Genomic DNA, 26969 nt, shown 5'->3' on the forward strand with positions numbered 1-26969 from the left:
CGCATCGTCATCGACGACCGACCCCCAACTGGCGCAACCAGCTGAACCTGGCCCCGGCGGAGCCCCCACTTCAGCTCCTGAGTGGGGTGCTCCCCCTTTCGAGCGCCGCGGTGCGACCAGGCAATTCGAGGTTCGCCCAACATCTGAGCAAGCCCGCACGTGCACGGTGGTGCCGCGGCGGACCTCCGGAGTCCCAGAGCCGAGCAACGAGCCGTCGAAGGAAGCGATCAAGAGTGAAGTGGGTGGCGCGTCGGCGGATGGCGCGGTCACACCGAAGGTCCACTACAGGGGGAATGATGAGCAGCACAACCCGCGGCGCGGCCACGTTCGTCGCGAAAGCCGGCATAGCCACGTCATTGGCGATCGTGGGACTGAGTACGCCCGCACACGCCAATCCTGCTAACGACACGCCCGCACAGACCAAGCCCGCCGTCGACCTGCCCGCGACAGTGATCCCGGACCGGGTCATGAGCTGGAACTCCAACGGACAAAAACTCAGCACGCCGGAAGACATCGTCGACCACATCAAAAGGTTCCGGCCGCAGCTGGTCCTCCTGCAGGAATCCTGCAGGACCGAGGTACGCAAGGCCGTGAAGTTCCTCAACCAAATCGGGTTCGAGTACGAGTTCAAACTCGGACCGGGCATCGTCAACCTCGGCTGCGACGGCTGGAGCGAGAACGGCCAGGCCATCGTGTACGCCAAGGGCACCCCGATACAGAACTACCTCGAGCGGAGGTACAGGGTCGACGAGGGCCCGTGGGAATCCCGCGCCTACACGGCGTTCACCACACGTCTCGCAGGTCGGCAGGTCCGGGTGTTCAACACCCAGCTGAGCTGGGGCCCCTACCACGAGGAGCGGGGCAAGCAGGTCGAGGAACTCGCGAGCGCTACACTGCGGTACCGCACAGCCCTGGTCGCCGGTGATCTCAACGCCCAACCGTCGGACAAGGAGATGCGTCCGCTCTGGCGGGCCGGTTTCTCCGATGTCGACCCGTTCTGTAGGCAGCGGGCCGACCGTCGGTGCAATTGGACGCATGTCGGCGTTCACAAGAAGTTCGACTACATCCTGCACCGAGGCGTGAACTCCCTGAATTGCATCCTGCGAACGGTCAACGAAGACCATCGGGTCGTGATCACCGACGTCACTCGAGCCCAGGGCCCTCGGGCCGCCTGCTCCGCGACCTGAAAGCGCGATGTCAACGGAAACGTTGATCGGACTCTGATCAACGGGATTCCCGCGTCGGCCGGTCCTCCACGGGCCGCCCTGGAACCCCGAGCCGAGCGGGAGCGTCCGGGCGTCGGCGCTTCCGCCTGAGAATATCGGTCACGGCGAGCGTGTCCCGATTCCGAGCGATCGCCCGCTGCCGGATGTTCGGAGCCGTCAGGTGTGGTCGTGCACGCTGTGTGCATCGCGGTGGTCCACGGGCGGTATATGTGCAGGTCGTGGTGGATTTCGGGAAAGCGCCGATTGTCCCCGGCGTACAGGCCGGTCTCGTCCGCCTCACCGCTCTGGCCCTGGTCAGAGCGGTGATCCACTCTGCCCTGCACCGTCGGGGTCGAATCGGGGTCGAATCGAGCGAGCAGGTCGTTCCACGTATCAAGGTCGGTCACATCCAGCACATGACCGTCGTCGTGGACCGGCTCGACAGAGTCACGAGAGCACGGTCCAGGCCGTGATGCCGATCGAGAGCGCCGCGATTCCCGCGGGCCAGCCCATCCTGGACAGACGTCCGGCTTCCAAAAACGCGTCTGCGAGCACCTCCGCGACCACCGCCAGGGCCGTGGCTGCGGCGAGGTACAGACCTCGATCGCCGGCTGCGTCCGCCAGGGCTTTGTAACGGTTCTGCTCGGCCCGCATGTCCGGCCAGTCCTCGGGCCGGGCCCGCAGGGCGGCCACGGACGCGGCGGAGACCCCGTCGGTGTCGCTGGGTGCCCGGCCCATGTATTCCGCCATCACACGCAGCTGGGAGGCATGGCGCGTCTCGGCGGCGGCAACGGCCCGTTCGTGTCGTACGGCGGGAGAGTCCTTCTCGTACAGGACCGCCACTTCGCGGGCAGCCGCATGGATGTCGGCCACCTGCGACGCGGTGACGGCCTGCGTCAGAAAGGCCTCTCGCTGTCCGCTGGCCACGATGGCGGCGCCGAGCCGGAGCGCCTGGCGTGACGCTTCGGCCTGCGCGCGCTGCTCGTTGGAGGCGGCCGCCAACTGCAGCAGAGGCAGCAGGAACAGCAGTACGGCCACGAGCAGGTGCATCTGCGTGCCGCGCCGGCGGTCCGACGAAGCGGTTGCCGGCTGCGGAATGGGGTCGATGCCTCGCAGGAGGCGGCGCGACCCGCCGGTGGACGGTGGGAATTGCCAGGCCGCGGGGCGGAGAACGCTCGCGGCGGCCATCACCGCGAGGATCGCCGCGGCGGCCACGGCCAAGGAGACCCTCCCCCACGCCGCCCACCTGTCGCCCTCCTCCATCGTCCTGTCCGGCGCGAGGCGATAGGCGGCCGGATTCTTCTCCTCGTGGGCGAGGCGGCGGGGAACGTCATAGCCTTTCTGGGCGTCCAGGTACCGGTCGCTGCCGATGATGCTCCCGGGGCCGGCACTGTGACGAAGGCTGACCGTCTCCTGCTCGGCGAGAGTGAACTCCGATGCCGCGAGCCGGCCGTCGTCCTTGAGTGCCTTAAGTGCTTCCGCCCGGCTGGACGCAGCCGCCACCCGGAACGCGAGGGGGGCCTCGTCGGCGTATACGTATCGGGCCTCTTCCTGAACCGCCGCCTGCAACCTGAGTTCCTCGGCGACCGCGTTCTGATGGCAGTCACCGGCCTTCTTGAACTGCCAGGTGGCCAGAAGGGTCGCTGCCACGATCGCGGCTATCAGCCAGAACTGGACACGCGTCCGCAGACAGAAGCGCCGCCGGGGCGGAGCGTTGCCGGCCGGGCCCGTAGGCGTGGGGCCCGTCATCGGGACACCCACGTGAAGACGAACCGCGTTCCGTTCTGACGGGTGAGCGACAGCTTCCGGTCCGCGAGCTTCCACCGGTAGTGCTGCGTTTTCACCGGGGTCGGCCTGTTCGTGTAGTCCCGAGCGGGGTTCTCAGGGTTCTTCCTGGTCATGCTCGCGGAGCGGGGCCTGAGGGTCAGGGCGTTCACCGAGGCCGTGTACGTCCCTTCGGCGATGTAGGTGAGTTCGTAGGTCCCTTTCTCTCCCATGGGATACGACGTCATGCCGAAGTACTTGTACTTCCCCTCCTCGGTGAACCGGTACGCGAGTGTGGTGTTGCTGCCCGGTTGCGCGCTCTCCCAGGCCCCGACGAGGTCTCGGGGCGTGGCGGTCCTGGCCGGTGGACCGGAGTTCGTGGTGTCTCCTCCGGACCTGGAGTCCGAGCAGGCAGTGACGCCGGAAAGCAGCAGCAGCGCCACGAGGGGGAGGAGCGAGGTGCGACGCCGCCGACCGGTGGTCCTGTCAGGGGCGGGACGGGTCATGAGCACTTCCCCCGTACGTAGCTGAAGCCGTCGATGTACAGCAGGTCCCCGAGGGTCGGGTCGGATTTGAGGGACCACGGGTAGGAGATGAGGGGCCGGCCGCCGACGAGGAGCGTCAGCTGTGCACTGTCGAAGCGTGCGATCCCGGAATCGCCCTGCCCCTTCCCATCGCTCCGGGTGTACCGCCCGTCGTCGGCGAAGACGTAGGTCCAGTGCGCCGCCGCGTCTGTTCCTCCGCACCAGCTGCCCACCACGCGCGGTGGCGTGCGGAAGGAAACGCCGCTCGACGCGGTCCGCGAGCCGCCTTTGGCGGCCGTCCGGGTGTCGCCCGGTGTTCCCTTCCCGGAACAGGCCGCGGTGGTCATCAGCACCGGAGCGAGCATCACAGCGCAGAAGAGGCGTGAAGTGAACGCAATCGCACGCAACTCTTTCCCCCCATCGATCGTGTCTGGTGGACAGGAAGGCTACGGAGGAACAGCTCCCGGCACCCCAGGACCGACCCTGGGGAGATCCCTGGGGCGCGAGCCGGCGCGCAAGCGAGCGTGAGACGGCGCCGCCGGCGCTGGTGCCGCCCGTCAGTCGTCCTGGGCCAGCTTGCCGACCAGTCCCATGCGTGAGGTGATGCCGAGCTTGCTGTAGCAGTTGCTGAGGTGGTACTCGATGGTCTTCACGCTGAGCAGGAGTTCGCGGGCGATCTGCTGGTTCGTCATGCCCTGTACGGCCAGCCTGGCGACGGTGAGCTCCTGCGCGGTCAGGACCGGATGGCCGGTTTGCCGGGGATGCACGGTCACGCGTCCGCAGGCCGTCAGTTCCCTGTCACACCGCTCGAGATACGGCGTGGCCTGGAGGCGGCGGAAGGTCCTGTGCGCGGCCTCGAGCTCGGCCGCCGCGCTTCTGCGTCGGCCGGAGCGGCGAAGAGCCGTGCCGTAGGCCAGGTGCAGCAGAGCCTCTTCCCAGCAGCCGTCGCCCTGTGCGCAATGCCGCAGGCCGTCTCGGAATGCCTGGTCGGCGGCTTCGACGTGGCCGCGGGCTTCCTCCAGCAACCCCCGGCAGCGTGCGGCCGCCGCCTGCTCGAGCGGTCGGCTCCGCTCGGCCGCGCGCCTCTCGTAGGGGGCGAGCACCGCTTGGGCTTCCTCGATGCGGCCGGTGCGGGTCAGGGCTTCGGCGAGCAGGGGGCGCCAGGCGACGAGACCGGGCTCCTCGATGCCGTACCGGGGGACGATCTCCGGGGGCAGGAAGGGGCTCAGCTGCTCGATCACCTTCTCGTGATCACCGCGGGCGGTGTGGACGAGAGCGAGCGCGGTGGCCGCGAAGGCGGAGTCGTTGATGTCTCCGAGCACGCGGGCGTGTTCGGCCGCCGATGCGGCGTGTGCTTCGGCGGCCCGGAAGTCACCCCGGCCGGCGAGCGGGTACGCGGTCACGGCGTGCACCACGGCGAGGATGGATATCTGGTCGGTGTCCTCCGCCAGGGACACGGCATGGGTGCCGTGGGCGATCGCTTCGTTCCACTGCCCGGCCCGGTATGCGGCGTCCGTGAGGAAGCCCAGCGCCACCAGAGCCGCATAGGGAAGTCCGCCACGACGGTGGGAGTTGAAGGCCTCCTTCAGGTCCCTGCGGGCCTCGCGCAGCTGCCCGTTCCACAGATGCAGCATGCCGCGTGCGAGGAGGCCGTCCAGCCGCTCCGGGGTGTCCCGCGGTCCCGTGTCGGACAGGTGGGCGAGGGATCGCATGCCTTGTGCGTAGTCGCCGGAGATGGCCAGGCCGATGGCGAGGGAGTCGCGAAGGAAGGACGACCGCTCGCCCGGTGGCAGGGCAAGCCCGCGCTCGGCCCAGTGGATGATGCGCGGGGCGTCTCCCTGGATGAGGCACAGCCAGGCCATCTGCTCGGCGGCCTTGCGGAGTGCCTCCGGTCCCGTGGTCGCGTCACAGGTGTCCCAGCAGGTGGAGAGCTCTCGCCGGGCTTCGTCGAGTCGGCCCGTGGTGAGGGCGAGGTGTCCCAGTACGTAGTGCTGTTCCGCGTCGGGAGCCACGCCGCGGATGGTCTGCTCGAGTTCGGCGGCTTGGCTGACATCTCCGGCGAGCAGCAGGTACTCGACCCCTTGGAGCAGCCACCGCGCCTGCCGGCCGGGCTTGGCGGACAGCCGGGCGGCGGCCATCGAGGCGGAGGCCGCCGCGGACCAGGCGCCTTTCTCGGACTGCTGCGCGGCGAACAGAGCGAGTTCCTCCGCCAGCTGTCCGTCCGGCCCGACGGCGGCGTGCACCCGGTGTTGCAGCGCGATCCAGGGGTCGGCCATGAGATCGGCGGCCATGCGATGCAGGTGCGAGCGCTTGGCCGGTTCCAGCCCGCGGTAGACGGCCGCACGCAGAAGAGGATGGGGGAAGGCCACCTGCGGCGGGGTACCTGTGGGGCCTTCCTCCAGCAGCCCGCACGCCATCGCCCGGGTGAGCGCGGTCAGGGGCTCCGGCACGGCTCCCATCTCCGCCGCCATATGGAGAGGGCTGGACATGCCGAGGACACTGGCGGCCTGTACCAGGCAGCGTGATCCGGGGTCGCAGGCAGCGAGTCGCTCCGCGATGATCCGCTCGTACCTGCGGGGTGCCGGCAGGACGGCGCGGCCGCCACCGAGGACGTCGGCGGGGAACTGTTGGAGCAGTGCCTTGACGTGCAGTGGGTTTCCGAGCGTGTGATCCCGCAGTCTGACCATGGTCCGGTGGGGCAGCGACGCGGGTCCGAGGGCCGCGTTCAGCGCCATCAGTTCCGGCACGCCGAGGCCTTCGAGTGTCAGCCGGAGCGTGGTGTCGTCATGGATCAACCGGTGGAGCCCCTGGGGCAGCCGGGGATCGGCTGAGTCCCGGGTGGCCAGCACGGTCAGAACCCGGTCCACGCGCAGTCGTCTCAGGACGAAGGTCAGTGCATGGAGAGAAGGAGTGCCCGCCCAGTGGATGTCGTCGATCACCATGACCACCGGGTTCCGGTCCTGCAACCGCCCCAGGGCATCGAGGAACACGGCCCCCACGGAAATGGGATCCTGCGCGGCGGTGCCCAAGGACGCTCCGAGAGCCGCCTCCCGGAGCGTCGCACCGGCCGAATCGGGAAGATGGCACATCAGTTGGGTGATGAGACCGTAGGCCAGTTCCCGCTCGAATTCCTCGCCGCTGGCCGTCACCACGCGGCAGTCCCGGGCCTTACCGGAGAGAAAGCGTCGGATCAGGGAGGTCTTCCCGATCCCGGCGGTTCCGTCGATGACAACAACCCGGGGCTCGCCGCCCGCCGCTCTGTCCAGCCAGGTGCCCATGCTGGTCAGTTCCTGGTGCCTGCCCAGGAACGGCGCCTCGGACGTCTGCCGCATTCGTCCCCCACTGGTTCGACGAGACCATGAGCTCGCAGGACGCGGGCTGCGGCGCGCGACACACCGGGCGCGGCTCCTTGCCGGACCTCCCAGGGCCGGGCCGCACCCGCTGAGCAGCCCCAGCGTGACAGCCCCGCTCGGGGCCGTCACAGGTTTCCGTCAAAGTGCTGACGCGGTGCCAGGCAGGTGTGTAGGGAGCGGAAGGGCCGGGACACTCTCGGGGATTCCTCGCGGGCAGGCTGCGGCCAGGCAGTTCGGCGAGGCCATGGAGAGCGCCTCGACGTGTCAAGGGACCGCTGGTGAGTCGCCAGAGCGACCCGCAGGCCCGGACGGTAAGGGCTGGGAGGTCGACCGCCTGGCCGTCGACGAGGCTGTACGGGACGCCTTCGCCCGCTACCAAGTGGTCGGCATGTTCGCCGACGTGGAGCACGGGGAGTCCCACGTCGACTCCTGGGGCGAGGCGTTCCGCGAACAGGTCCTCGTCCGGGCATCGGCCCGGCATCCGATTGCCTGGGACATGCGCGGGCGCCCGGCCCAGTCCACGCTCGCCAACGAGCGCCTGGTGCAGGCGGTGAAGGACGGCGTGGTGAAGCACACCGGGAACGTCGCCCTGCGCCGCCACGCGCTCAACGCGCGCCGCCGCCCCAACATCTACGGCATCAGCTTCGGCAAGGACCGGCGCGGCTCGAAACGCAAGGTCGACGGGTGGGCCGCGATGCTGCTGGCGGACATGGCTCGGCAAGAGGTGGTCATGAGCGGCAAGCTGCCCTCGCCACGAGACCGGCGCGTGATCGTCCTGCGCTGATCACCAACGTCAAGGTTGCGGCGTGCTCAGCAGTGGCTAGCCTAAGAAAAAGGCCGCGCGTCTATGCCTCTACGGGTATCAATCCAACGTCGGCACACATTCCTGAAGTGATTTTAAGAATTCACCCGGGTTGACAAGCCACCTTATTTGTTGGCTGCGACGACGGGTGGGAGCTCTACGTGAAGTGACCCCCAGGAGTGTCATGTTCGTAGTACGTCATGGCAGAGGCGCCGTAAATCCCTCACCGGTATTTGATGACGTGTGGGAGATCTACACCGAACTGGGCGCCTATGAAAGGCATTTTCACGACCTCGAGGCGCGTTACCGAGTCCTCGCGTCTACATGGCTTCTAGCCGCGTTTGCCGGAATCGGATTCGTCCTTTCCGGAAAGATCTCTATCCACATACCTCCAGAGTGCCTAGCGGCTGGGATAGCCATGGCCGGAGCTATTGGCATTACGCTTCTCTGGAATCTCGATCAAACTGGTTTACTATACCCTGCTGGAGGGTGCTTTTCGGGAGGGTCTACTTATCGAAAGGGAGCATGCATGGCTTCCGCCTATTCGCAATAACATGCTGACTCTTACAAGGGATCAGGGAGTCAGACGCAGGGCTGCCGCTTTCTATATATCGGGCGTCGGCATCCTTCTTGCGATTTCGGCAGGGGCTGTCATATTCAAAATGGCCTGGAATGGGATGGGTTGGTGGATTGTGCTGCCTGCGATTATTGGCGTCATCTTGTCCGCTAACTGGATGGCGTATATGTGGAGGAGTAATCTTCAGCGAGACTGGCGGAGTTACGCTGTGCGCTACGAAACATTGATAGACCATCCAGTGGAGGGAATATTTCCGTACCTGGTTAAGCCTGACCTGGTTGTGAAATGGGCGTCGAATGCCGCGGATGATGGAGATGCTGCGTCGTCGAAGCGCGTGTCGAAGGCCTCGTGGCCCGAAATATCGCAGTTGGTTCCGAAGGTCAGCGGGCCACCTGCGGAAGGCGCCGAATATGATGTTGAACTAAACAGTGATAATGAACCCAGCACCCGCGTAATAGAAATGTACGATGAACCATATGGGGCGACGGTTCGTTTCTCTATCCCTAGCAAGCGTGTCAGGCGGTTCTATCGCCTCATGCCCGTAAGTAATGGCACTAAATTCTCGGTAGTCGAGTACCAATACCACGACTCAACCAAGGATCGGATTCTCCTCCTCCTTCGTGAGCCGTTTTGGATATTTGCGCTCCCCTTCTTGCGTCGCTTCCATGAGCCGCGGCGCAAGGTAGTTGAGGATGATGTAACGAAGCTCCGAAAAGTCATCAGCGGCGATGCGGAAGCTGAGAGTGAACGGCACAGAAAGCAACAGGAGGAGCGGCAGCAGAGGGTGAACATAACACGGCTAGATCAGGGGAAGACGCGGCTGCCTCGTGAAGATTTCGGTATGGGGTTCGGTGATCGGTAGGCCGGTCTCGGCGAGACATCCGTCGATCAGATCGGGTGGTACTGAAGCTGCCGAAAGCCCCGCCGGAGAACACGGGTGAGGTGTTCCTCATCGCCGATACACCGATGTTGTCCGCCCTGTGTCGTGGCGAGGGGCTGACAGCACGTACCCCGCGGGATGCAGTCCAGGCACACCCATTTCCGGCGGGCGATCAGAATGGTGCGCTCCTTCGGGGGCTTCCCACATCACTGGGACGCTTCGGCTCGCTCGGGAAGGTCCGGCTTGATGAAGTCCAAGGCGCGCGGCTGCTCGCCGCCGGTGGAGAGGCAGTTTCGATCGAAGCGACGGTCAAACTCCGCACCTGCCCGGCCAGTTGTCCGTCATGACGATCCCAAGCAGCATGCCTCTGGCCCCCGCCCCCAAAGGGAGCGGCTGGGCGTGCGGTTCGCGGAACTAGGAGAGCCTATGCCCGGGACGTCGGACTTCAAGAAAGTGCTTTGCGAACGAGGTACTGTCAGACAGGCATGCAGGTCATGGAGTCTGCTCCCCGCATCCGCGGGGATGGTCCCAGGAGCACGGTGACGAGCAGTAGAGCGATGGGCTGCTCCCCGCACTCGCGGGGATCCCTGCGGCCCCAACGCTCCTTCAGGCGGAGGCGCCGATTGGCCCCGGCGTGCAAGCCGACTCGTCCGCCCGTGAGCCTCCCGCCCCGCTGGGAACGCGGAGATCCCCGACGCCCCGCACGGGGGCGGGGTGCCGGGGATCACAGTCGGACCGTGTTCGGATCAGGTCACGTCAGCGGACGTTGACCGCCTTCCACGCGGCGTTGACCGTCTTGTACTCGCGGCTGGTCTTGCCGTACAGGTCACCCGCGGCCTTCAAGGTGGCCTTGCGGGCGCCCTTGTAGTTGGTCGTCGAGGTCATGTAGACCGTCAGCGCGCGGTACCAGATCTTGGCGACCTTCTGGTTGCCGATGCCCTTGACGGTGGAGCCGTCCTTGGTGGGGCTGTCGTACTTCACGCCCTTGATGGTCTTCCGGCCGCTGCCCTCGCTGGCGAGGTAGAAGAAGTGGTTGCCGACTCCGGAGGAGTTGTGCACGTCCAGGTCGCCGAGGCCGGACTTCCAGTAGTCGGCGGACGAGCCGTCCAGGGAGGGCTTGTCCATGCGGCGCAGCCACGGCGGGGTGGACTGGTCGCTGAAGAGGTAGTCGGGCTTGTCGTAGCGGTTGTTGGCGTACCACTCGACCATGGTGCCGAAGATGTCGCTGGTGGCCTCGTTGAGGCCGCCGGACTCGCCTTCGTAGACGAGGCCGGCGGTGGCGCTGGTGACGCCGTGGGTCATCTCGTGGCCCATGGTGTCCAGGTCCACCTGCTCGGCGTCGCGGTTGCCGTCGCCGTCACCGGTGAGCATGCAGAAGCACTCGTCGGACCACTGGGCGTTGTCCCACTTGTCGCCGACGTGGACGAAGACGGTGGCGGCCTTGCCGTCGTTGCGGATGCCCTTGCGGCCGAAGGTCTTCTGGAAGTAGTCCCAGGTCCAAGCGGTGTTGGCGTGGGCGTCCACACCGGCGGTGGCGCGGTTGGTGGAGAACTTCTTGCCGTCGCCCCACTCGTTGTCGCGGTCGGTGAGGAGCTTGCCGGCGCTCGGGTGCTTCAGCGAGTCGGCGTCGACGTTCTTGGCGTCCTTGGTGACGGTGCCGCGCTTGGGGTCCTTGAGCGCGTACTTGCCGTCCGACCGCTTGGTGGTGTCGATGCTGATGTCACCGGTGTACTCGGAGTGGCCCTTGCCCCTGGCCTGGTGCTGCGCGTCGTAGGACGCGATCTGCTTGCCGTTGGCGGCGTCGGTGACGATGATCTTGCCGACCGGCTCCCCGTGGGTGCCGGTGCCCATCACGGTGGTCTGCCAGGCCAGCCGCGGGGTGCCGTCGACGGCCCAGACGATCAGCTTGGGGCGGGAGGTGGCGTCCTTGACCTTGTCGGTCTTCTTCAGCGCCTGGTTGGCGGTGTGCTGGGGGGAGACGCCCGGGGTGGTCTTCTTGACGGCCACCGTACGCGCTCTGGCCCGGCTGAGGTCTCTGAAGTCGCCGTTCTTCGACTGGTGGACGACCAAGTCGCCACCGACGACGGGGAGTCCGCGGAAGGTGCGGTCGAAGCGTATGTGCTGGGTGCCGTCGGGGTCGATGACGACGTCCTTGACGGCGAGGTCCTGTCCGGCGCCGAAGCCGAACGCCTCGGCGTGGGCGCGGACATTGGCCTCCGCGGTGGCGATGGCCTTGTCCCGCGGTGACGGGGCGGCCACGGCGGACCCCGGCTGGGCGATCTGGAGGCCGGTGGCAACAAGAGCGGATGCTGCGGCTAGCGCGGACGCGGTTGCGATGCGTCGGCGCTGTGGGGAAGCCGATATCACGCTGTATCTCCTCGGGGGAGTTGACGGACAGATGGTGAGATCTTGTCGTTAACAGCGAGATAACTGATCAAATCTGACTGATCTTTACCTGAATTTGACAGGATTCTCTGTGCTTCCCTGCATGAAGACGGTCCGAACCGGTCGCGGGTTGAGTCATCGCGGTCATAACCCATCAGTGACCGCTGCATTTTGACCGCCGTGCACACCGCCGTGCACACCGAACGACGCGCGGCCGCCCGGGAGATCCCGGACGGCCGCGCGGTGTGCGTGTCGCTATATCACCGCCGTGGCGCGTGGCCGACGGCCTCCTGACGCTCCTCGCGATCGGTCCGCGCCGCGTGCGGGCGCCGCGGGCGCCCGATCAGCACCGCCAGATGCACCGTGACCATCACCGCGGCGGTCACGGCGGCGCTGTGCCACAGCAATGCGTCCATCCGGCCCGCCGAGAGATACGCGCCCGCGGCCACCGCCACCACCGCGCACACCGCCCGGTCGATGATGCTCTCCACCGACAGCAGGGTGGCGCGCGGAGCGCCCTTCGGCACGGCGTCGTTCACCAGCTTGCGCTGGATCGGATACGCGAAACCGGTGACCGCCGAGAACAGACAGAGCAGGGCGACCGCCGCCAGCGGCCCGCCGAGGGTGATCCCGGCCAGGGACACCGCCATCGCCAGGCTCAAGCCGGACACCATCGTCAGCGGTTTCAGTCTGCGCCCCAGCCACTGCGGCCGGGCCGCGCCCACGGCCTCGGCCACCGTCACCGCCGCCAGCACACTGCCGTGCGAGGTCTCCGGGATGCCCTGGTCGATCAGGATCGGCTGGAACAGGTTCACCTGGCAGATCCGGGAGAGCGTGAAAACGGCCACGCCCTGCACCATCACCAGGGCGAGCCACGGGGAGCGGCGCAGATGGCGCAGCGCGCCCCCGGCTTCCTTCCAGACCCCCGACCGGCGTTCGCCCGTCTCGCTCTCCGCGTTCCCGGCCAGCCGGGGCAGCGCCATCACGCACGCCAGTGACGCCGCGGCGCTGGCCGCGCTGAGGACGTACGGTGTGGGCCGGGACACCGCCATCAGCGGCCCCACCAGCGGCCAGCACACCACCTTCGCGGCCAGCCCGAGTGCCCGCGCGGTCCCCTCGGCGCGCAGATAGTGGTCGTCCGCGCCCTCCGCGTGCAGCGCGTCGTAGAGGTACGCGCTGGCCGCGCCCGAGGTGAGGGAGCGGCCGGCGGCGATGGCGAGGAAGTGGACCAGGAAGCCGGTGTAGTCGGGGGAGAGGACCGGGGCGAGGTTGGCCGCGGTCATCACCACCGCGCCCGCGCGCAGACAGTTGCGGGCGCCGATCCGGTCGGCCACCAGACCGGTCGGAATCTCGAACAGGCAGAACGCGATGTAGTAGATGGACTGGATGCCGAAGATCTGCGCGTCCGAGAGCCCGGCCTCCCGCTGGTAGGCATAGAAGACCGGCATCCACCACAGCAGGTTGAACAGCAGCTGGAAGCCGTTGTTGAGGGCGATGACCCGGCGGGACCCGGCGGTGAGCGGGGATCGCCCCTTCGCCGGGACCCGCCCCTCCGCCGGGACCCGCCCCTCCGCCGGGGAGCGGCGGAGGAACGGTATGCGGCCCCTCACAGCGCGTACGGGCGGAGCTGGACCAGCCGGAAGCCGCCTTCGTCGGTCATCAGCCACTCGATGTCCAGCGGATCGTCCGGGTCGTACGAGAAGTGCGACTGGAGCAGCCGCCCGGTGAGCGCGAGATCCGCCAGCCGCGCCCGGTCCGGGGCGGGCAGGTCCGCGCCGGACGAGCCGAGGTCCACGGTGCGGCCCCCGCCCTCCACGGTGTTGTACAGGTATTGCAGCGGCAGCGCCGTTCCGTCGACGACGCTCTCGGGCGAACCGGGCGTGCAGTTGATGTAGACGTTGCGGAAGTCCTCGCGCCGGGTGGGGTTGCAGGTGACCAGCACCCCGCCGAGCTCGGCCGGGGTGTACTCCTGGACGATGACGCCCATGTAGGTGTCGTCCAGGGAGATGCCCGCCTCGTGGCGGAGCCGCACACTGCGCGGCGACAGCAGCGAGGCCCACACCTGCCGTACGGCGTCCAGGAGTTCGGCGGTGCCGTGCACCGTGGTGATGGAGTCGTAGACCCCGGCGGCGGAGAACCCCGGCAGATCCTCGGCGTTGGAGGAGGAGCGGACCACCAGCCGCCGGCGGCACACGCTGCCGGCGAACGGCGCGGTGATCCGCGCCGCCACCTCGTCCGGCACCGGGGTGCCGCGCACCAGCTGCTGAAGGCTCAGACACAGCGGGTCCAGCACATCGTCGGCGCCCTGCTCCAGCGCCATCTTCAGCTTGCCGATGCCCTGTTGGAGGGCGGGCGAGGAGATCAGGAAACGGTGCTGGAGGGCGAACGGCAGCGCCACGCCCTCGGGCGCGGTGACGGTGGCGGCCACGAACTCCGAGGCCGCCTGGCGCAGCGCCGCGGGGTCGGCGGACGCGGTCAGCCGGGAGGCGAGATGGCCGTACAGATCCCTTCTCGGCGGCCGGGGCCGGCCGTAGAAGGCGGTGAGATCGGCGGTGCGGCTGTCCAGCACATGGTGGAATTCACCGAGGTTGGCAGCCTTGGTGCCGTAGCGGTCGTGGTCCTCACGGCGCAGTCTGCGCAGTTCCAGGACGGGCATGTCCTCCAGCAGCGGCGGCTCGAGCCGGATCCGCTGCTGATGCCATAGGGGCTCCTCCAGTTCGGGCACCTCGTGCAGCCGGACCAGGCTCACCTCGTCGTCCCGGACCCGGTAGCACACCCAGGCCCCGTCCAGTCCCTCCGCCTCCACCAGCCGGGGCATGTCCCGCACGATGGCGTTGGGGATGCCCCAGCCGGAGGCCAGCACATTGGTGTGGGACAGCGGGGTGATGGGGGCGGCGTTGATGAATCCGGCCACCCGCGGTACGTCGTCCGGCAGACAGTCCATGGCCACGATGTCCGACCAGCCGAGGCCCGCGGCGCGTTCGCGGTATTCCTCCAGCGAGCCGAACCAGTGCAGACGCCCGATGGCCTCACCGGTGTTCAGCGGGGTGCGGGGGCGGCTGACGAACAGCTCATGGCTGAGGATGCGCGGCAGCCGTACGTCGCTGACCACGGCCAGCGCGGCCTCCTGGGCGTGGTTGGCGGGTTTCAGCAGCAGCGGCAGCCGCCCGTCCACCCGCTCCCGGACGAAGTCGTAGAACTCCTGGAGCAGCGGGCCGTCCATGGTGTCGGCCTCGGTGGTCTCCAGCACCAGGAACGGGCGCTCCCGGCCCTCGGTGTCCTCGTCGGCGTGCAGTGACAGCACACCGAGCAGGAAACGGCGGTCGGGGTCGGAGTACACCGAGGCGTTGAACGCGTCCAGCCGGGCGTCGAGTTCGTCCAGGCCCATCCCGAGGATGCGGGTGGCCACATAGTTGACGTGGAACGGGTGGACGGCGGTGTCCAGCAGATGCCAGGTGTGCTCGGCGCGGTCGACCACCACCTTCAGATACGGATGTCCGGCCAGCACTCCGGACAGGGTCCGGAACAGTGGCAGCGACAGGTTCTCGCCGACCACGGTGGCATCGGTGCCGGGCGCGGTGGCCGGGCTGGGAAACGCGCTGAGGCCGGCCATCACGGCCTCCCGATGGGCGGGGCGGGCGGAAGGACGGTGGGCAGGGCGTCGTTGAGTCGTTCGAAGTCACGTATCACCGTGACCGGATCGTCGGCGACGAGCTGACACAGCGCCGCCATGGAGTTCGCGCCCGCGGCCGGGTCGTAGACCGGCACCGGTGTGCCGTCGGGCAGCGAGTGCTCGGCCACCTCCGTCAGCCGCGCCCCGGTGGAGATCAGCCCGGAGCGCTGGACGGCGGCGAAGTCCCACAGCCGCCGGTCCGGCCACGGCGCGCCGGAGCCGCCCACGGCCAGCACCACCAGCGATCCGGCCGCGCCCTTGGCGTCGGCGGCGCCGAGCACCGAACCCGGCCCGGGGGCGGGCCAGTCGACCTCGCGGCCGAGCAGCCGGTCGATGAGCATGCCGATGACGTCCACCCCGAAGACGTCCTCGATCTGCGGCACGGTCATCGCGCCGCCGAACCGGGCGGCGGTCTCGATGACCCACATCCGCCCGTCGGCGCCCAGCTTGATCTCGGTGTGGGTGCCGCAGGTGCGCAGCCCGAGCGTGTCCACGGCGGCCGTCGCGAGCTCCACCACCTTCCGCTGGGCGTCCTCGGGCAGCAGGGCGGGGGTGATCCCGGCGCGTTCGGTGAACGGCTCGATGGTGGGCATCCGTCCGCTCAGGCACACCGGGTGGTAGACGCCCTCGGCCACCACGCCCTCGACGCTCACGTAGTCGCCCCAGCCGGGTTCCTCGAACCAGTCCCCGGCCGTGCCCGTCACGATCTCCTCGACCAGGAAGTCCGCGTCCGCCCCGGCCACATGGAGCTCGGCGTAGCCCTGGCGGGCGGACTCCTCCATCACCTCACGGGCCCGCGCCCAGGCGGGCGCGATGTCCTGTGGGCCGCGCAGGATCTGATGGGCGGTGGACCCGGCGCTCCAGGCGGCCTTCATCAGCATCGGGTACGGGATCTCGGCCGCGGCCTCGTGCAGATCGCGCTCGGTCGCCACGGAGCGGAACCGCGGCTGGGACACCCCGTGCGCGTCCCAGGTGCGGCGCATCATCCGCTTGTCGCGGGCGAGCACACAGTGCGCACCGGCCCCGGCGAGGCCGAGCCGCTCGGCGGCGTCGGCCACCGCCACCACGGCGTACTCGGACGGGGTGAACACCGCGTCGGCGCCGACGGCCTGTGCCTGAGCCGTGATCAGCGCCACGAGGTCGTGGGACGCGGTGTCCGCGGGGGCGACCACCGAGGCACAGAGCCGGGTGACCGCATCGCGTGTGGAGGGCGGAAGGGGACTGAGCACGAGCAGATGCACTTCGGCCTTCGCGGCGACCCGGGACAGCGCGTATTCCAGCGGCGGCCCGCCCTTGGCGTAGACAAACAGCACCTTACTCACAGATAACGACTCCTCGGTTCAGAGTTTCTCGATGGCTCAGCGAAACCGGCGGGCTGGCACTTCCGCCGCGATCCGGGCCCGTCAAGCGAACCAGTCGGGCACCACGCTTACCCACCGAACCGGGGGCGGGCGCTCAGGCAAATGCCTGAGTGTCACGAGGAGTTCACGGTGAGCGAGGACCTCAGGCATGGGTTTCGGCCCTTCTCGGCCCCTTGTGCGTTCCGGCCGGTTACGGTGCATGCACGCACGGTGTCTGGGCAAGCCTTGGCCATGCCTTCGGTCGTCGATGCCCGGAGGCCGGACCGGAAAGGCGGCAGGTGTCCGATATGGGCCTGAGTACGCTGCTTGAGCGCATGCCCGTGTCATGGTGGGAAGCCGATGAGGGGCTGCGCATCGTCAACTGCGGTGGTGGCGCGTTCCACGACCCGGGCACCGCACAGCGATTCGTCGACAGCCTCGGCGGTACGGCCGACGGACGGCGGGAGGGGGCGGCCGCCGACGACCGGGAGGCGGGGATCGACCGCCGCCAGGTCCGGTTCGGCGGGCGGCTGTTCGACGTCACCTCCTACCCCGGGCGGCTCGCCGGTGGCCGCCGGGGCGGGACCAGCGGGCTCGCGGTGGACATCAGCGCCCTGGACCTCGGCCGGCGCGACCACACCGCCTTCACCGACTTCGCGGACTACGCGCCCGCCGCCGCCTTCATCCGCGACGCGGGTGGCCGCTATCTGTGGGCCAACCACGCCTACGCTCATCTGTACGGCACCTCCGCCGAGGCCGTGATCGGCAGCAGTGTCACCGACTTCGACGCCCCCGAGGACGTGGCCACCTTCCAGACCCTGGACCGGCAGGTGCTCAGCTCCGGCAGACCGGTGCGGCACACCCTCGACTACCACCGCCCGGACGGCTCCCCCGGACGCGCGGTCGGCCATCGCTTCCCGGTGGCCGAGGGCGACCGGACCTGTGTGGCCGGGATCTACATCGACATCACCGACTACACCCTCGCCCTCAGTCAGCGGCGTGCCGCCGAGGAGGACCTCCAGGCGCTCAGCGAACACAGCGGACTGCCCTGCGCCCTGCTCTCGACGGGCGGCCGGATACGCCGGGTCAGCGCCTCGGCCGCGGAACTGCTGCGGGTTCATGTCCCCGACCTGCTCGGCCGCCCCGCCCACCGCTATCTGGCCCCCGCCGAGGATCTGGCCGGACTGCGCCACGCCTGGCGGGATCTGGTGAACCGGCGCAGACGCCGGGTCCAGACCTCCGCGGCCTTCCTCGACGCGCGGGGCGAGGAGTGGCGGGCCCGGCTGCTGCTCACCGCCGTCGGCAGCGGCTCACGGCGGGCCCGCGGCGTCTGGGTGGTGCTGCCCCACCACACCCTGCCGCACCGGCCACTGCCGCCGCTCACCGCGGCGCAGTTGCGCATCCTCACCCTGCTGTCCGCCGGACACGGCAACAATGAGATCGCCGCCTCCCTCCGGCTCTCGCGGCAGACGCTGGACTACCACCTCGGCCGGCTGCGGGAGTTGCTGGAGGCGCCCACCCGGCTGGCGCTGGTCAGCCGGGCGTATGTGCTGGGTATCCTCGATCCGCAGGCATGGCCGCCGCGCTCGGCCGTCGGCCGCCGTCCGGCCGGTCCTTGCTGAACCCCGCCCGTTCCCGCTGAACGCGGGCTGCTGAACGCGGCCGGTTCCCGCCCAAGGGCGCGGCGAGTGTGGGGTGGTTCACAGCGCCGCCACCCATCTCCTGAATGAATTCTTGTTATCCGGTGTCCCGGCCCGGGTCTCCCTCAGTGCCAGGACGACGAGTCGAGCTCAGGAAATGGGGCGCTGAGAGTGAGCAGCGAGGTCGGAGCAGAGGTCATCGAGGCCGCGCGGTCCGGTGACCCGGTGGCGCGGGATCAGCTCGTCAGCGCGTATCTGCCACTGGTCTACAACGTCGTCGGCCGCGCCCTCAAGGGGCATGCGGACGTCGACGACGTGGTCCAGGACACCATGATCCGGGCCCTCGGCGGGCTCGGCGGACTGCGGGACCCCTCCGCCTGCCGCTCCTGGCTCGTGGCGATCGCGATGAACCAGGTGCGCCGGCACTGGCGGGAGCGGCAGGACGCGCCCGTCGGCGGCCTGGGGGAGGTGCACGAAATGCCCGGACCCGAGCCCGACTTCGCCGATCTGACGATTGTGCGGCTGGGGCTGGAAGGCCAGCGCAAGGAGGTCGCCGAGGCGACGCGCTGGCTCGACGACAGCGAGCAGGAAGTGCTCTCGCTGTGGTGGCTGGAGGCCGGGGGTGAACTGAGCCGCGCCGAGGTGGCCGCCGCCCTCGACCTCTCGCCGCAGCACACGGCCGTACGCGTCCAGCGCACCAAGGATCAGCTGGAGACCGCGCGGGTGGTGGTCCGCGCCCTGTCCACCACCCCGCTCTGCGGCGAACTGCGGCAGCTCACCGGCATCTGGGACGGACGGCCGTCCGCGCTGTGGCGCAAGCGAATATCCCGCCACGCCCGCGGCTGCGCCGGGTGCTCCGGCCACTGGTCCGGACTGGTCCCGGCCGAGGGACTGCTCGTCGGGCTCGGTCTGGTGCCGGTGGCGGGCGCGCTGCTGGGCTGGCGGGCGAGTACGGCCGCCGCCGCGCAACTCCCCATGGACCCGGCCGGATCGGCCGTGCCCGGCGACGCGTGGACGCACTCGGCGGACACCACGGTGCTCCCGGCGGTGGACCTGGGACCGGCCGGTGCGCACGGCTCGGCCGGCGCGACGCACGGCTCGGCCGGCACGCACGCCGCGGACGGGGCGCGCGGCGCCCGGCACCGGGCCCGCAAGCGGTCCCGCGCCGCCCGCGGTGCCGGGATCGCGGCGCTCGCGCTGGCCGTCGGCGGTTCCGCGCTGCTGCTGGTCCCCGGGGACAAGGGGCACAACGACGCCGGGAGCAGCCGGACCGCACCGCTGGCGGAGGAGACCCCGTCCGCCGATGAGCCCACCCCCGACCACACCACCACCCGGCCCGCCAGCCGCAAGGAGAGCCCGACGCGGCGCCCGGTCACCAAGGCGCCCCGTACCTCCAAGCCCACTCCGCGCCCCAGCACCAGCGCCCCGACCGCACCGCCCACCCGCTCCGCCCCGACCACGGCGCCTCCGAAGGCCGACCCCGGCTCGGGCAACAGCACCGCGTTCGCGCAGCAGGTCATGGAGCTGGTCAACATCGAGCGCGGCAAGGTGGGCTGCTCCCCGGTCCGCCTCAACGACAAGCTGAACTCCGCCGCCCAGCGCCACTCCGACGACATGGCCGCCCGCGGCTACTTCGACCACACCTCCCCCGACGGCTCGGACCCCGGCGACCGCATCACCGCCGCCGGATACCCGTGGCGCACCTACGGCGAGAACATCGCCAAGGGGCAGCAGACCCCGGCCGCGGTCATGGACTCCTGGATGAACAGCCCCGGCCACCGGCAGAACATCCTCAACTGCGACTTCACGGAGATGGGCGTCGGCGTCAACCGCGGCAGCGGAGGCCCCACCTGGACCCAGGCGTTCGGCGACCGCTGAGGTCACCTCCGTCGCAAGCAGCAGCACACGCGGCGGCCGTGGCCGCGGAATGTCAGCCGCGGGTGAGCGCGAAGCCCTCGGTTCCCGGCTCGCCAGGGAACGGGGCCGTGGCCTCCGGTACGTCGAGGGCCGGTACGTCGAGCGCCGGGTGGACGCGGGCCGGGAGGACGGGAGCCAGGACGCCGAAGGCCGGGAAGCCGGAGAGGAACACCGGGTGGACGGCGCCCCGGTGGGGCGTTCGCGCCGGCAGCGAGTCCGGACGTGGGGCCGGAAGCGCGGCCGGGACCGGCTGCCGGGACGCCGGTACGGAACCGGCCGGGCGGGGCGCGCGGGAGAGCAGGACCACGCCGCGGGCCGCCGCCGCGGCGCCCGCGAGGGCGAGGGCGGTGCCCGCCGGGCCGCCGTGGAGGCGCTCGCCCAGCAGGGTGATGCCGATGGCCGCCGCGGCGACCGGGTTGGCGAGGGTCAGAGTGGCCAACGGGGCGCCCAGGCCGCCCGCGTAGGCGCTCTGCGAAAGCAGCAGACCGCTCACCGCGAACGCCGCGACCAGGACGGCCATCGCCAGTACGGGCCAGGACAGCACGGCGGTCCCGGTGTGGGCGGTGAGCGCGACCGTGAGGGTCTGGGTGAGCGCCGAGGCGACGCCGGAGGCGATACCGGACGCCGCGGCGAACCGCAGCCCACGGCCGCGTGGCCGCCGGCCGGGCCGGGTGAGCAGGGCGATCAGCGCCAGGACGACAGCCGCCACCGACAGCGCCTCGGACAGGGTCAGGGTGTCGTGCGGCGCGGCGCCACCGGTGACCGGCAGCAGGGCGCCGAGGCCGAGCAGGGCCAGCGCGGTACCGCGCCACTCGGTCCGCAGGACCCGTCGGCCCGCGAGCCGCGCGCCCAGCGGGACGGCGGCGACCAGGGTGAGCGCGCCCAGCGGCTGGACGAGCGTGAGCGGGCCGTATCCGAGCGCCGCCACATGCAGCAGGGCACCGGCCGCGTTCAGCCCGACCGCTCCCCACCAGGCGCCGCACAGCAGCAGCCCGGCGATGCCGCCCCGGCGGCCGGAGCCCGCCAGCCGCTCCTGGGCCACGGCCGCGGTCGCGTAGGCCACGGCGGAGGCGAGGGCGAGTACGACGGCCATGAGAGTCGGGTCCATCCGCCGCTCCTCCCGTCCGCCCGGCCGCTTGCGGCCAGTCCCTATCGGTACACGACTGTACCGATACGAGAGTGTACCGGTTCATCGGTGTATCGGTACAGGTGTGTATCGGTACGCCGATGTCTCGGTACACTGCGAGAGGGGAGCCGGGTATCGGGGGAGTCCGAGGAGGAAACACATGCCGTCGGAGGCCACGGCCACGCAGCAGCGCCGTTCGAAGATCACTCCCGAGCGGGAGCAGGAGTTCTACACGGCGGTGCTGGATCTGCTCCAGGAGGGCGGATACGAGGCGCTCACCATCGAGGGCGTCGCCGCCCGCACCCGCTCCAGCCGTTCCACGCTCTACCGCCAGTGGAACTCCAAGCCGCAGCTGGTGGTCGCGGCACTGCGGTCCGGCAACCGCCGGATGGCCCTGGAGGGCATCGACACCGGTTCCCTGGAGGGCGATCTGCGTGCGGTCGCCGAGGCCATCGGGTCCGTATGCGGTGGGGACACCAAGCTGATGTACGCGGTCGGGCATGCCGCGCTGCACGACCCCGAGCTGCTGGAGGCGCTGCGTTCGGCGCTGATCGAGCACGAGGTGGCGGCGATCCTGGCCATGGTCCGCAAGGGTGTGGACCGCGGTGAGGTCGCCGAGGGCAACGCGGCGGCCGAGTTCGTACCCACCCAGCTGATCGGCGCGATGCGGGTGCGCCCGCTGCTGGAGGGGCGGCAGGCCGACGCCGCCTACCTCACCCGTTTCCTGGAGTCCTCGGTCTTCCCCGCCCTGGGGATCGGCGTGCGGGCCTGACGCCTCGGCGGTCGCGTCCCGTCAGATCACCGGCGGACGGCCCAGCCGGGTCATCCGCCACACCGTGCGCCAGCGCATCGGACGCCGGGTGCCGCAGGGGGTGCGGACCCCCTCCATGAATCCGCCCGCCCACGCCCGCAGACCGTCCACGGCGCGGGTGCGCGCCAGGGTGAGCAGCGTCCAACTGCCCAGGTAGAGGGGGATCAGGGGCAGCGGCAGATGGCGGCGGGCCAGCCAGACCCGGTTGCGGGCGGTCATCCGGTAGTAGACCGCGTGCCGGGCGGGGGAGGTCTTGGGGTGCTGGAGCAGCAGCTCGGGGGAGTACCGCACGGTCCAGCCGTCGTCCAGCGCCCGCCAGGCGAGATCGGTCTCCTCATGGGTGAAGAAGAACGCGTCCGGCCAGCCGCCGATCCGCTCCAGCATGGGCATCGACAGGGCGTGTCCGCCACCGAGGAAGGTGGTCACCTCACCTCCGCGCATCGGGTCCGAGGCGCGCAGCCGGGGGACGTGGCGGCGCTGGGTCTCACCGTGCTCGTCGGCGATGCGGAAGCTCACAATGCCCAGCCGTGGATCGGCCGCGTACAGATCGCGCACCGTACGGAACACATCGGGGTCGATGAGCAGTCCGTCGTCGTCGAGGTCGATCACCACATCGACATCGCCGAACTCGCGCAGCCGTCGCAGCGCCACATTGCGGCCGCCCGAGACGCCCATGTTCTCGTCCAGTTCGACGGCGGTCACATGCGCGGGGAGCTCGGGGAGCGGGGAGCCGTTGCCGACGACCACGATCCGGGTCGCGGATACGTCCTGCTTGTCCACCGACTCCAGGAGCGCGGCCACCTCGCGGGGCCGGTTGCCCATGGTCAGGATGGCCACACCCAGGCGCGGTTCGGACACGGCAGGACTCCAGAGCTCGACGACGATCCCCGCGATCGTAGCCGTTCACCGAAGTGGCCACTTCCGTACAGCCAATGTTCATCAAGGGACGCGCGGACAGCGGAAGCGGGCCTCAGCCGTCGAGGGAGGCCACGGCCTTCTTGGCGGCGCCGATCGCGCCCTCGCGTATGGCCGCGGCCGACGCGGCCTGATGGCTGTCGAAGTCGCCGCCGTTGTACGTCACCGTAATCGTCGCGTTGGCCCTGCGGACGGTGACCTTGGCCTCGCGCATCTTCTGGCCGTCGTCGGTGGTGAGCGTCTCGGCGATCCACGCCCGGTCGCCGAGGCCGGACAGTGGTTCGGCGGAGTCCGGGCCCTTCTCCCCGCCCGGCGAGGTGCCCGCGACGTCGTAGGCGATGTCCAGCCAGCGGTAGTCGTAGCCGTCCAGGGCGTGCCATGAGCAGCCGGTGCGGCGGGAGACATCGCCGGTCTTCAGCTCGTTCCCGGCCGCCGAGCCCCCGGGCACCAGCTTCTTGACCGTGTCCGCGGGGAGGGCGGCGCAGGCTCGCGCCGGTGCCTTGGGGTAGCGGGGCGGCGCGGTGGAGTCGCCGGGGGCGGGGGCGGGGGCCGAGGGTTTCGGCGAGGCGTCGGCCTGCCGGGGCCGCGCGTCCGAGTCGCTCGTGGTGGTCATGGCCACACCGGCGGCGGCGAGCACGGCCACAGGCACCAGACGAGCGGCCAGCGTGAGCGGCAGAGAACGCATGGCGGTCTCTTTTCGGTCGGATGGCGGTCGTGAAAAGGGAGGCGCGGGCGGGGTGATGGGCTGGTGGGAGCAGTGGGAGAGACCATGCCATACGGAGCGATCGTGGAACACCCCGGGCCCGGAGAAGATCGCTGCTGGCCTAATGGGGTGAATTTACATCTTCTTCACATTATCCACCCAAATCCCTGGATATCTACGACGGGTGACGATCCATCGACCATCGGTCGCGACCGGTTTACGGCCTTCCTCCCGCCCCTCCCGTCGCGGACCGCACCTTCACCTCCAGAGCCCCCCGAGTCTCCCGTGGCCGCGGCGCCCTCTGCCGCGCCGTGCGCGCCCCATCCGTCGCTTTCCGTACCTCTCTCACCTCTCGTACCGTGCCGACCGCCATCTCCCCCTTCACCAGGACTTTCTGATGTCACATCAGTTGATCCGGGGGGCGGCGGATTGCGTCAAACGCCCCTTCCGGCAACGGTCCTCATCCAGTGGCCATGTACGTGTCGTGTGCGGGCAAACACACCGCCGCTCCCCGACACTCCAATTCCTCTGACGCCACGAAGCCAGGGGAGAGCACATGGCACACGACTCGCACCAGCAGGCGATACGAGCCGCGGCAGCACGTCTGGGCCGCCGCCGCTTCCTCACCGTAACCGGTGCCGCCGCCGCACTCGCGTTCACCACCAACCTGCCCAGCGCCCAGGCCGCGCAGGTGTCTTCGCAATCGCTCACCGACAACCCCTTCACCCTCGGCGTGGCCTCCGGTGATCCGCTGCCGGACTCCGTCGTGCTGTGGACCAGACTGGCGCCCCGTCCCTACGAGCCGGGCAACGGGCTGCCCGAGGAGGGCACCGTCACGGTCGACTGGGAGGTCGCCCGCGACGAGCACTTCAAGCGGATCGCCCGGCGCGGCAGGGCCGGAGCGCACGCCGAGTTCAACCACGCCCTGCACGTGGACGTCAAGGGGCTCGAGGCCGACCGCGTCTACTGGTACCGCTTCCGTGCGGGCAAGTGGATCAGCCCGGTGGGCCGCACCCGCACCGCCCCCTCCACCGGGGCCCGGATCCATGACCTGCGGTTCGGCCTGGTGTCCTGCCAGGCGTACCACGACGGCTACTACACCGCCCTCGCCCACCTCGCGAACGAGGACCTGGACGCCGTCTTCCACGTCGGTGACTACCACTACGAGTACGCCGTCAACGCCACTGGTGGCGCCCGCAATTACTCCGACCGCCGCCTCCCCGCCGTCTTCAACACCGAAACCCTCACCCTCCAGGACTACCGGCTGCGCTACGCGCTCTACAAGTCCGACGAGGACCTCCAGGCCGCCCACGCCGCGTTCCCCTGGTACGTCACCTGGGACGACCACGAGACCGAGAACAACTACGCCGACGACGTCGACGAGAACAACAGCCCGCCGGAGGAGTTCCTGGTCCGCCGGGCCGCCGCGTACCGCGCGTACTGGGAGAACATGCCGCTGCGCATGCCGCAGCAGCCCGAGGGCCCCGATATGCGGCTCTACCGCCGCTACCACTACGGCAGGCTCGCCCAGTTCGACATCCTCGACACCCGCCAGTACCGCTCCAACCAGGCGTACGGAGACGGCTGGCAGTACCCCGGGCCCGACTCCGAGGACCCGGCGCGCACCCTCACCGGCGCGGCCCAGGAGCGCTGGCTGCTCGATGGCTTCCACCGCTCCACGGCCACCTGGAACGTCCTTCCGCAGCAGGTCACCTTCTCCCAGCGGAAGAACACCACCGACGCCCGCTCCAAGCTCTCCATGGACTCCTGGGACGGCTACCCGGCCTCCCGCGACCGGATCCTCGCGGGTGTCGAGCAGGCCGGTGTGGAGAACTTCGTCGTCCTCACCGGTGACGTCCATGTCCACTACGCCTTCGACATCAAGAAGGACTTCAACAAGCCCGACTCCCGCACCCTGGGCGTCGAGTTCGTCGGCACGTCCATCAGCAGCGGGAAGGACGGCGCGGACAAGCCCGCCAACTGGTCGACCTACATGGCGGCCAACCCGCATATGAAGTTCTACAACGGCCGTCGCGGCTATGTGACGGTCACGCTGGACGAGCAGCATGCGCGGGCCGACTACAAGACGGTCTCCGCGGTCACCACCCCGGGGGCGCCGCTCACCATCGCGGCGTCCTTCGTCAGCGAGGCCGGAAACCCCGGTCTGCACTCCGCCTGACGCTCCTCGCGCCCGGCCCGCGGTACGCGTCCGGCCCCACCCCGGGCCGGGCGCGTACCCTGCCGTGCGTGGCGACGAGGAACGAAGCGAACCGCGACCGCGCGCTGTCCCGGCTGGTCGGGGATGTGGCGGCGCTCCCCGAGGCGCTCCCCGAGGGGGAGCGGCCGTGGTGCGCCGGGGTGGCCCTGGCCGCGGGGACCGGATCGGGCCCGCTGGTCCGGGAAGCCTCCGGCTGGGCGGTGCGCTATGCGGCCCACGACCGGGAGCTGCCGCGCGAGCGGTGGGAGCCGGTGCGGGCCGACACTCTCTTCGACCTTGCCTCGCTCACCAAGCTGTTCACCACGATCGTGGCGGTGCGGGCCCTGGAACGCGGGCGGATCGCTCTCGACGCGCCCGTCGCCTCGTACGCGCCGGCGTTCACGGCCGCCGCCGAACACGGCATCACGGTGCGGCAGCTGCTCACCCACACCTCGGGCCTGGTCCCCGAACTCCCCCTGTACGACTGCGCCTCCGCCGAGGAGCGGCTGACCCGGCTGACCTGCGAGCCCCCGGCCACCGCCCCCGGCACCGCGCGCCGCTACTCCGATCTCAACTTCCTGCTGTTGCAGGCCGTGCTCGAAGGCGCCGAGGGCGAACCCCTGGACCGGCTCGTCCACGACACCATCACCGGCCCCCTGGGCATGACCTCCACCCGCTTCCGCCCACCCGCCTCCTGGCTGCCACGGATCGCCGCGACGGAGGACCAGCGACGCCCCTGGGGCAAACTGGACCGCGGCATGGTGCGGGGCACCGTCCATGACGAGAACGCCTACGCCCTGGGCGGGATCGCGGGCCACGCGGGACTCTTCGCCACGGCCGGGGACCTCGCCGTGCTGTGCCGCACCCTGCTGCGCGGCGGCGACCCGCTGCTCGCCCCCTCCTCCGTGGACCTGATGCTGACGGCACCCGGCCTGGGCTTCGAGATCGACCAGCCGTGGTTCATGGGCGAGTTGGCGGGACGGGGCGCGGCGGGCCACACCGGCTTCACCGGAACGAGCCTGGTCCTGGACCGCGCCACCGACTCCTATCTGGTGCTGCTGGCCAACACCGTCCACCCCCGCCGCCGCCCCGCCGACAACCGCCCGAGGGCGGCCGCGGCGACGGCCCTGGCCCATGCCGTGTGGTGACGACGGGCC

General features: G+C 69.8%; 19 protein-coding genes. 8 read left to right on the forward strand and 11 right to left on the reverse strand.

Annotation, left to right across the window (positions count from 1 at the left end):
- The first annotated feature begins 296 nt into the window (after positions 1-296).
- A complete protein-coding gene (locus JK363_RS34135; protein ID WP_201881264.1) occupies positions 297-1187 on the forward strand; it encodes an endonuclease/exonuclease/phosphatase family protein in 891 nt (296 codons plus the stop codon).
- Between the two features lie 465 nt (positions 1188-1652).
- On the opposite strand, the gene JK363_RS34140 is transcribed toward JK363_RS34135, so the two are convergent.
- The 4 genes from JK363_RS34140 to JK363_RS34155 form a co-directional block, all read right to left on the reverse strand.
- Positions 1653-2855 carry a hypothetical protein gene (locus JK363_RS34140; RefSeq protein WP_201881266.1) on the reverse strand — a complete coding sequence of 401 codons (1203 nt, stop codon included), beginning with the start codon at positions 2853-2855 and terminating at the stop codon, positions 1653-1655.
- Positions 2856-2950: 95 nt separating this feature from the next.
- Positions 2951-3412 carry a hypothetical protein gene (locus JK363_RS34145; RefSeq protein WP_201881268.1) on the reverse strand — a complete coding sequence of 154 codons (462 nt, stop codon included), beginning with the start codon at positions 3410-3412 and terminating at the stop codon, positions 2951-2953.
- 59 nt (positions 3413-3471) lie between these two features.
- The gene (locus JK363_RS34150) at positions 3472-3846 is read right to left on the reverse strand and encodes a hypothetical protein (RefSeq protein ID WP_201881270.1); all 375 of its coding nucleotides are present in this window, start codon (positions 3844-3846) and stop codon (positions 3472-3474) included.
- A gap of 204 nt (positions 3847-4050) precedes the next feature.
- Positions 4051-6825: a helix-turn-helix transcriptional regulator gene (locus JK363_RS34155; RefSeq protein WP_201881272.1), complete on the reverse strand. Its 2775-nt coding sequence runs from the start codon at positions 6823-6825 to the stop codon at positions 4051-4053.
- A 409-nt stretch (positions 6826-7234) separates the two neighbouring features.
- Here JK363_RS34155 and JK363_RS34160 point away from each other — a divergent pair, with 409 nt between their 5' ends.
- Positions 7235-7630: a hypothetical protein gene (locus JK363_RS34160; RefSeq protein ID WP_201881274.1), complete on the forward strand. Its 396-nt coding sequence runs from the start codon at positions 7235-7237 to the stop codon at positions 7628-7630.
- A gap of 803 nt (positions 7631-8433) precedes the next feature.
- Positions 8434-9087 carry a hypothetical protein gene (locus tag JK363_RS34165; protein ID WP_201881276.1) on the forward strand — a complete coding sequence of 218 codons (654 nt, stop codon included), beginning with the start codon at positions 8434-8436 and terminating at the stop codon, positions 9085-9087.
- Between the two features lie 774 nt (positions 9088-9861).
- Here JK363_RS34165 and JK363_RS34170 read toward each other — a convergent pair.
- From JK363_RS34170 to JK363_RS34185, 4 genes are all read right to left on the reverse strand, one after another.
- Positions 9862-11472 carry a M4 family metallopeptidase gene (locus tag JK363_RS34170; protein ID WP_201881278.1) on the reverse strand — a complete coding sequence of 537 codons (1611 nt, stop codon included), beginning with the start codon at positions 11470-11472 and terminating at the stop codon, positions 9862-9864.
- A 278-nt stretch (positions 11473-11750) separates the two neighbouring features.
- Positions 11751-13100, reverse strand: coding sequence for an MFS transporter (locus JK363_RS34175; protein ID WP_307821980.1), 1350 nt, complete (start codon positions 13098-13100; stop codon positions 11751-11753).
- Positions 13097-15103, reverse strand: a complete 2007-nt coding sequence (locus JK363_RS34180) for a PEP/pyruvate-binding domain-containing protein (RefSeq protein WP_201881282.1) — start codon at positions 15101-15103, stop codon at positions 13097-13099. Before JK363_RS34180 ends, JK363_RS34175 begins: the two co-directional genes overlap by 4 nt.
- Positions 15103-16485, reverse strand: a complete 1383-nt coding sequence (locus tag JK363_RS34185) for an ATP-grasp domain-containing protein (protein ID WP_201881284.1) — start codon at positions 16483-16485, stop codon at positions 15103-15105. The genes JK363_RS34180 and JK363_RS34185 overlap by 1 nt, the downstream gene beginning before the upstream one ends.
- Positions 16486-16838: 353 nt before the next feature.
- On the opposite strand from JK363_RS34185, the gene JK363_RS34190 reads away from it, so the two are divergent.
- Together JK363_RS34190 and JK363_RS34195 are read left to right on the forward strand one after the other, a co-directional pair.
- Positions 16839-18125: a LuxR family transcriptional regulator gene (locus JK363_RS34190; RefSeq protein ID WP_236076320.1), complete on the forward strand. Its 1287-nt coding sequence runs from the start codon at positions 16839-16841 to the stop codon at positions 18123-18125.
- A 189-nt stretch (positions 18126-18314) separates the two neighbouring features.
- On the forward strand, positions 18315-20021 hold the full coding sequence (locus JK363_RS34195; RefSeq protein ID WP_201881287.1) for a sigma-70 family RNA polymerase sigma factor: 1707 nt from the start codon (positions 18315-18317) through the stop codon (positions 20019-20021).
- Positions 20022-20073: 52 nt separating this feature from the next.
- Here the strand turns inward: JK363_RS34195 and JK363_RS34200 are convergent, their stop codons facing one another.
- Positions 20074-21168, reverse strand: a complete 1095-nt coding sequence (locus tag JK363_RS34200; RefSeq protein ID WP_201881288.1) for a DMT family transporter — start codon at positions 21166-21168, stop codon at positions 20074-20076.
- Positions 21169-21346: 178 nt separating this feature from the next.
- On the opposite strand from JK363_RS34200, the gene JK363_RS34205 reads away from it, so the two are divergent.
- The gene (locus tag JK363_RS34205; protein WP_201881289.1) at positions 21347-21958 is read left to right on the forward strand and encodes a TetR/AcrR family transcriptional regulator; all 612 of its coding nucleotides are present in this window, start codon (positions 21347-21349) and stop codon (positions 21956-21958) included.
- Positions 21959-21979: 21 nt separating this feature from the next.
- On the opposite strand, the gene JK363_RS34210 is transcribed toward JK363_RS34205, so the two are convergent.
- Positions 21980-22855, reverse strand: a complete 876-nt coding sequence (locus tag JK363_RS34210; protein ID WP_201881290.1) for a glycosyltransferase family 2 protein — start codon at positions 22853-22855, stop codon at positions 21980-21982.
- 112 nt (positions 22856-22967) lie between these two features.
- The gene (locus JK363_RS34215) at positions 22968-23597 is read right to left on the reverse strand and encodes a hypothetical protein (protein ID WP_201881291.1); all 630 of its coding nucleotides are present in this window, start codon (positions 23595-23597) and stop codon (positions 22968-22970) included.
- Between the two features lie 574 nt (positions 23598-24171).
- On the opposite strand from JK363_RS34215, the gene JK363_RS34220 reads away from it, so the two are divergent.
- Complete coding sequence (locus JK363_RS34220; protein ID WP_201881292.1) at positions 24172-25794, forward strand: alkaline phosphatase D family protein; 1623 nt, start codon at positions 24172-24174, stop codon at positions 25792-25794.
- A 104-nt stretch (positions 25795-25898) separates the two neighbouring features.
- Entirely contained in the window at positions 25899-26960 is a 1062-nt protein-coding gene (locus JK363_RS34225) for a serine hydrolase domain-containing protein (RefSeq protein WP_236076330.1), read from the forward strand.
- Positions 26961-26969: the final 9 nt, after the last annotated feature.

It is taken from the genome of Streptomyces coffeae (assembly GCF_016741875.1).
Classification (GTDB): domain Bacteria; phylum Actinomycetota; class Actinomycetes; order Streptomycetales; family Streptomycetaceae; genus Streptomyces; species Streptomyces coffeae.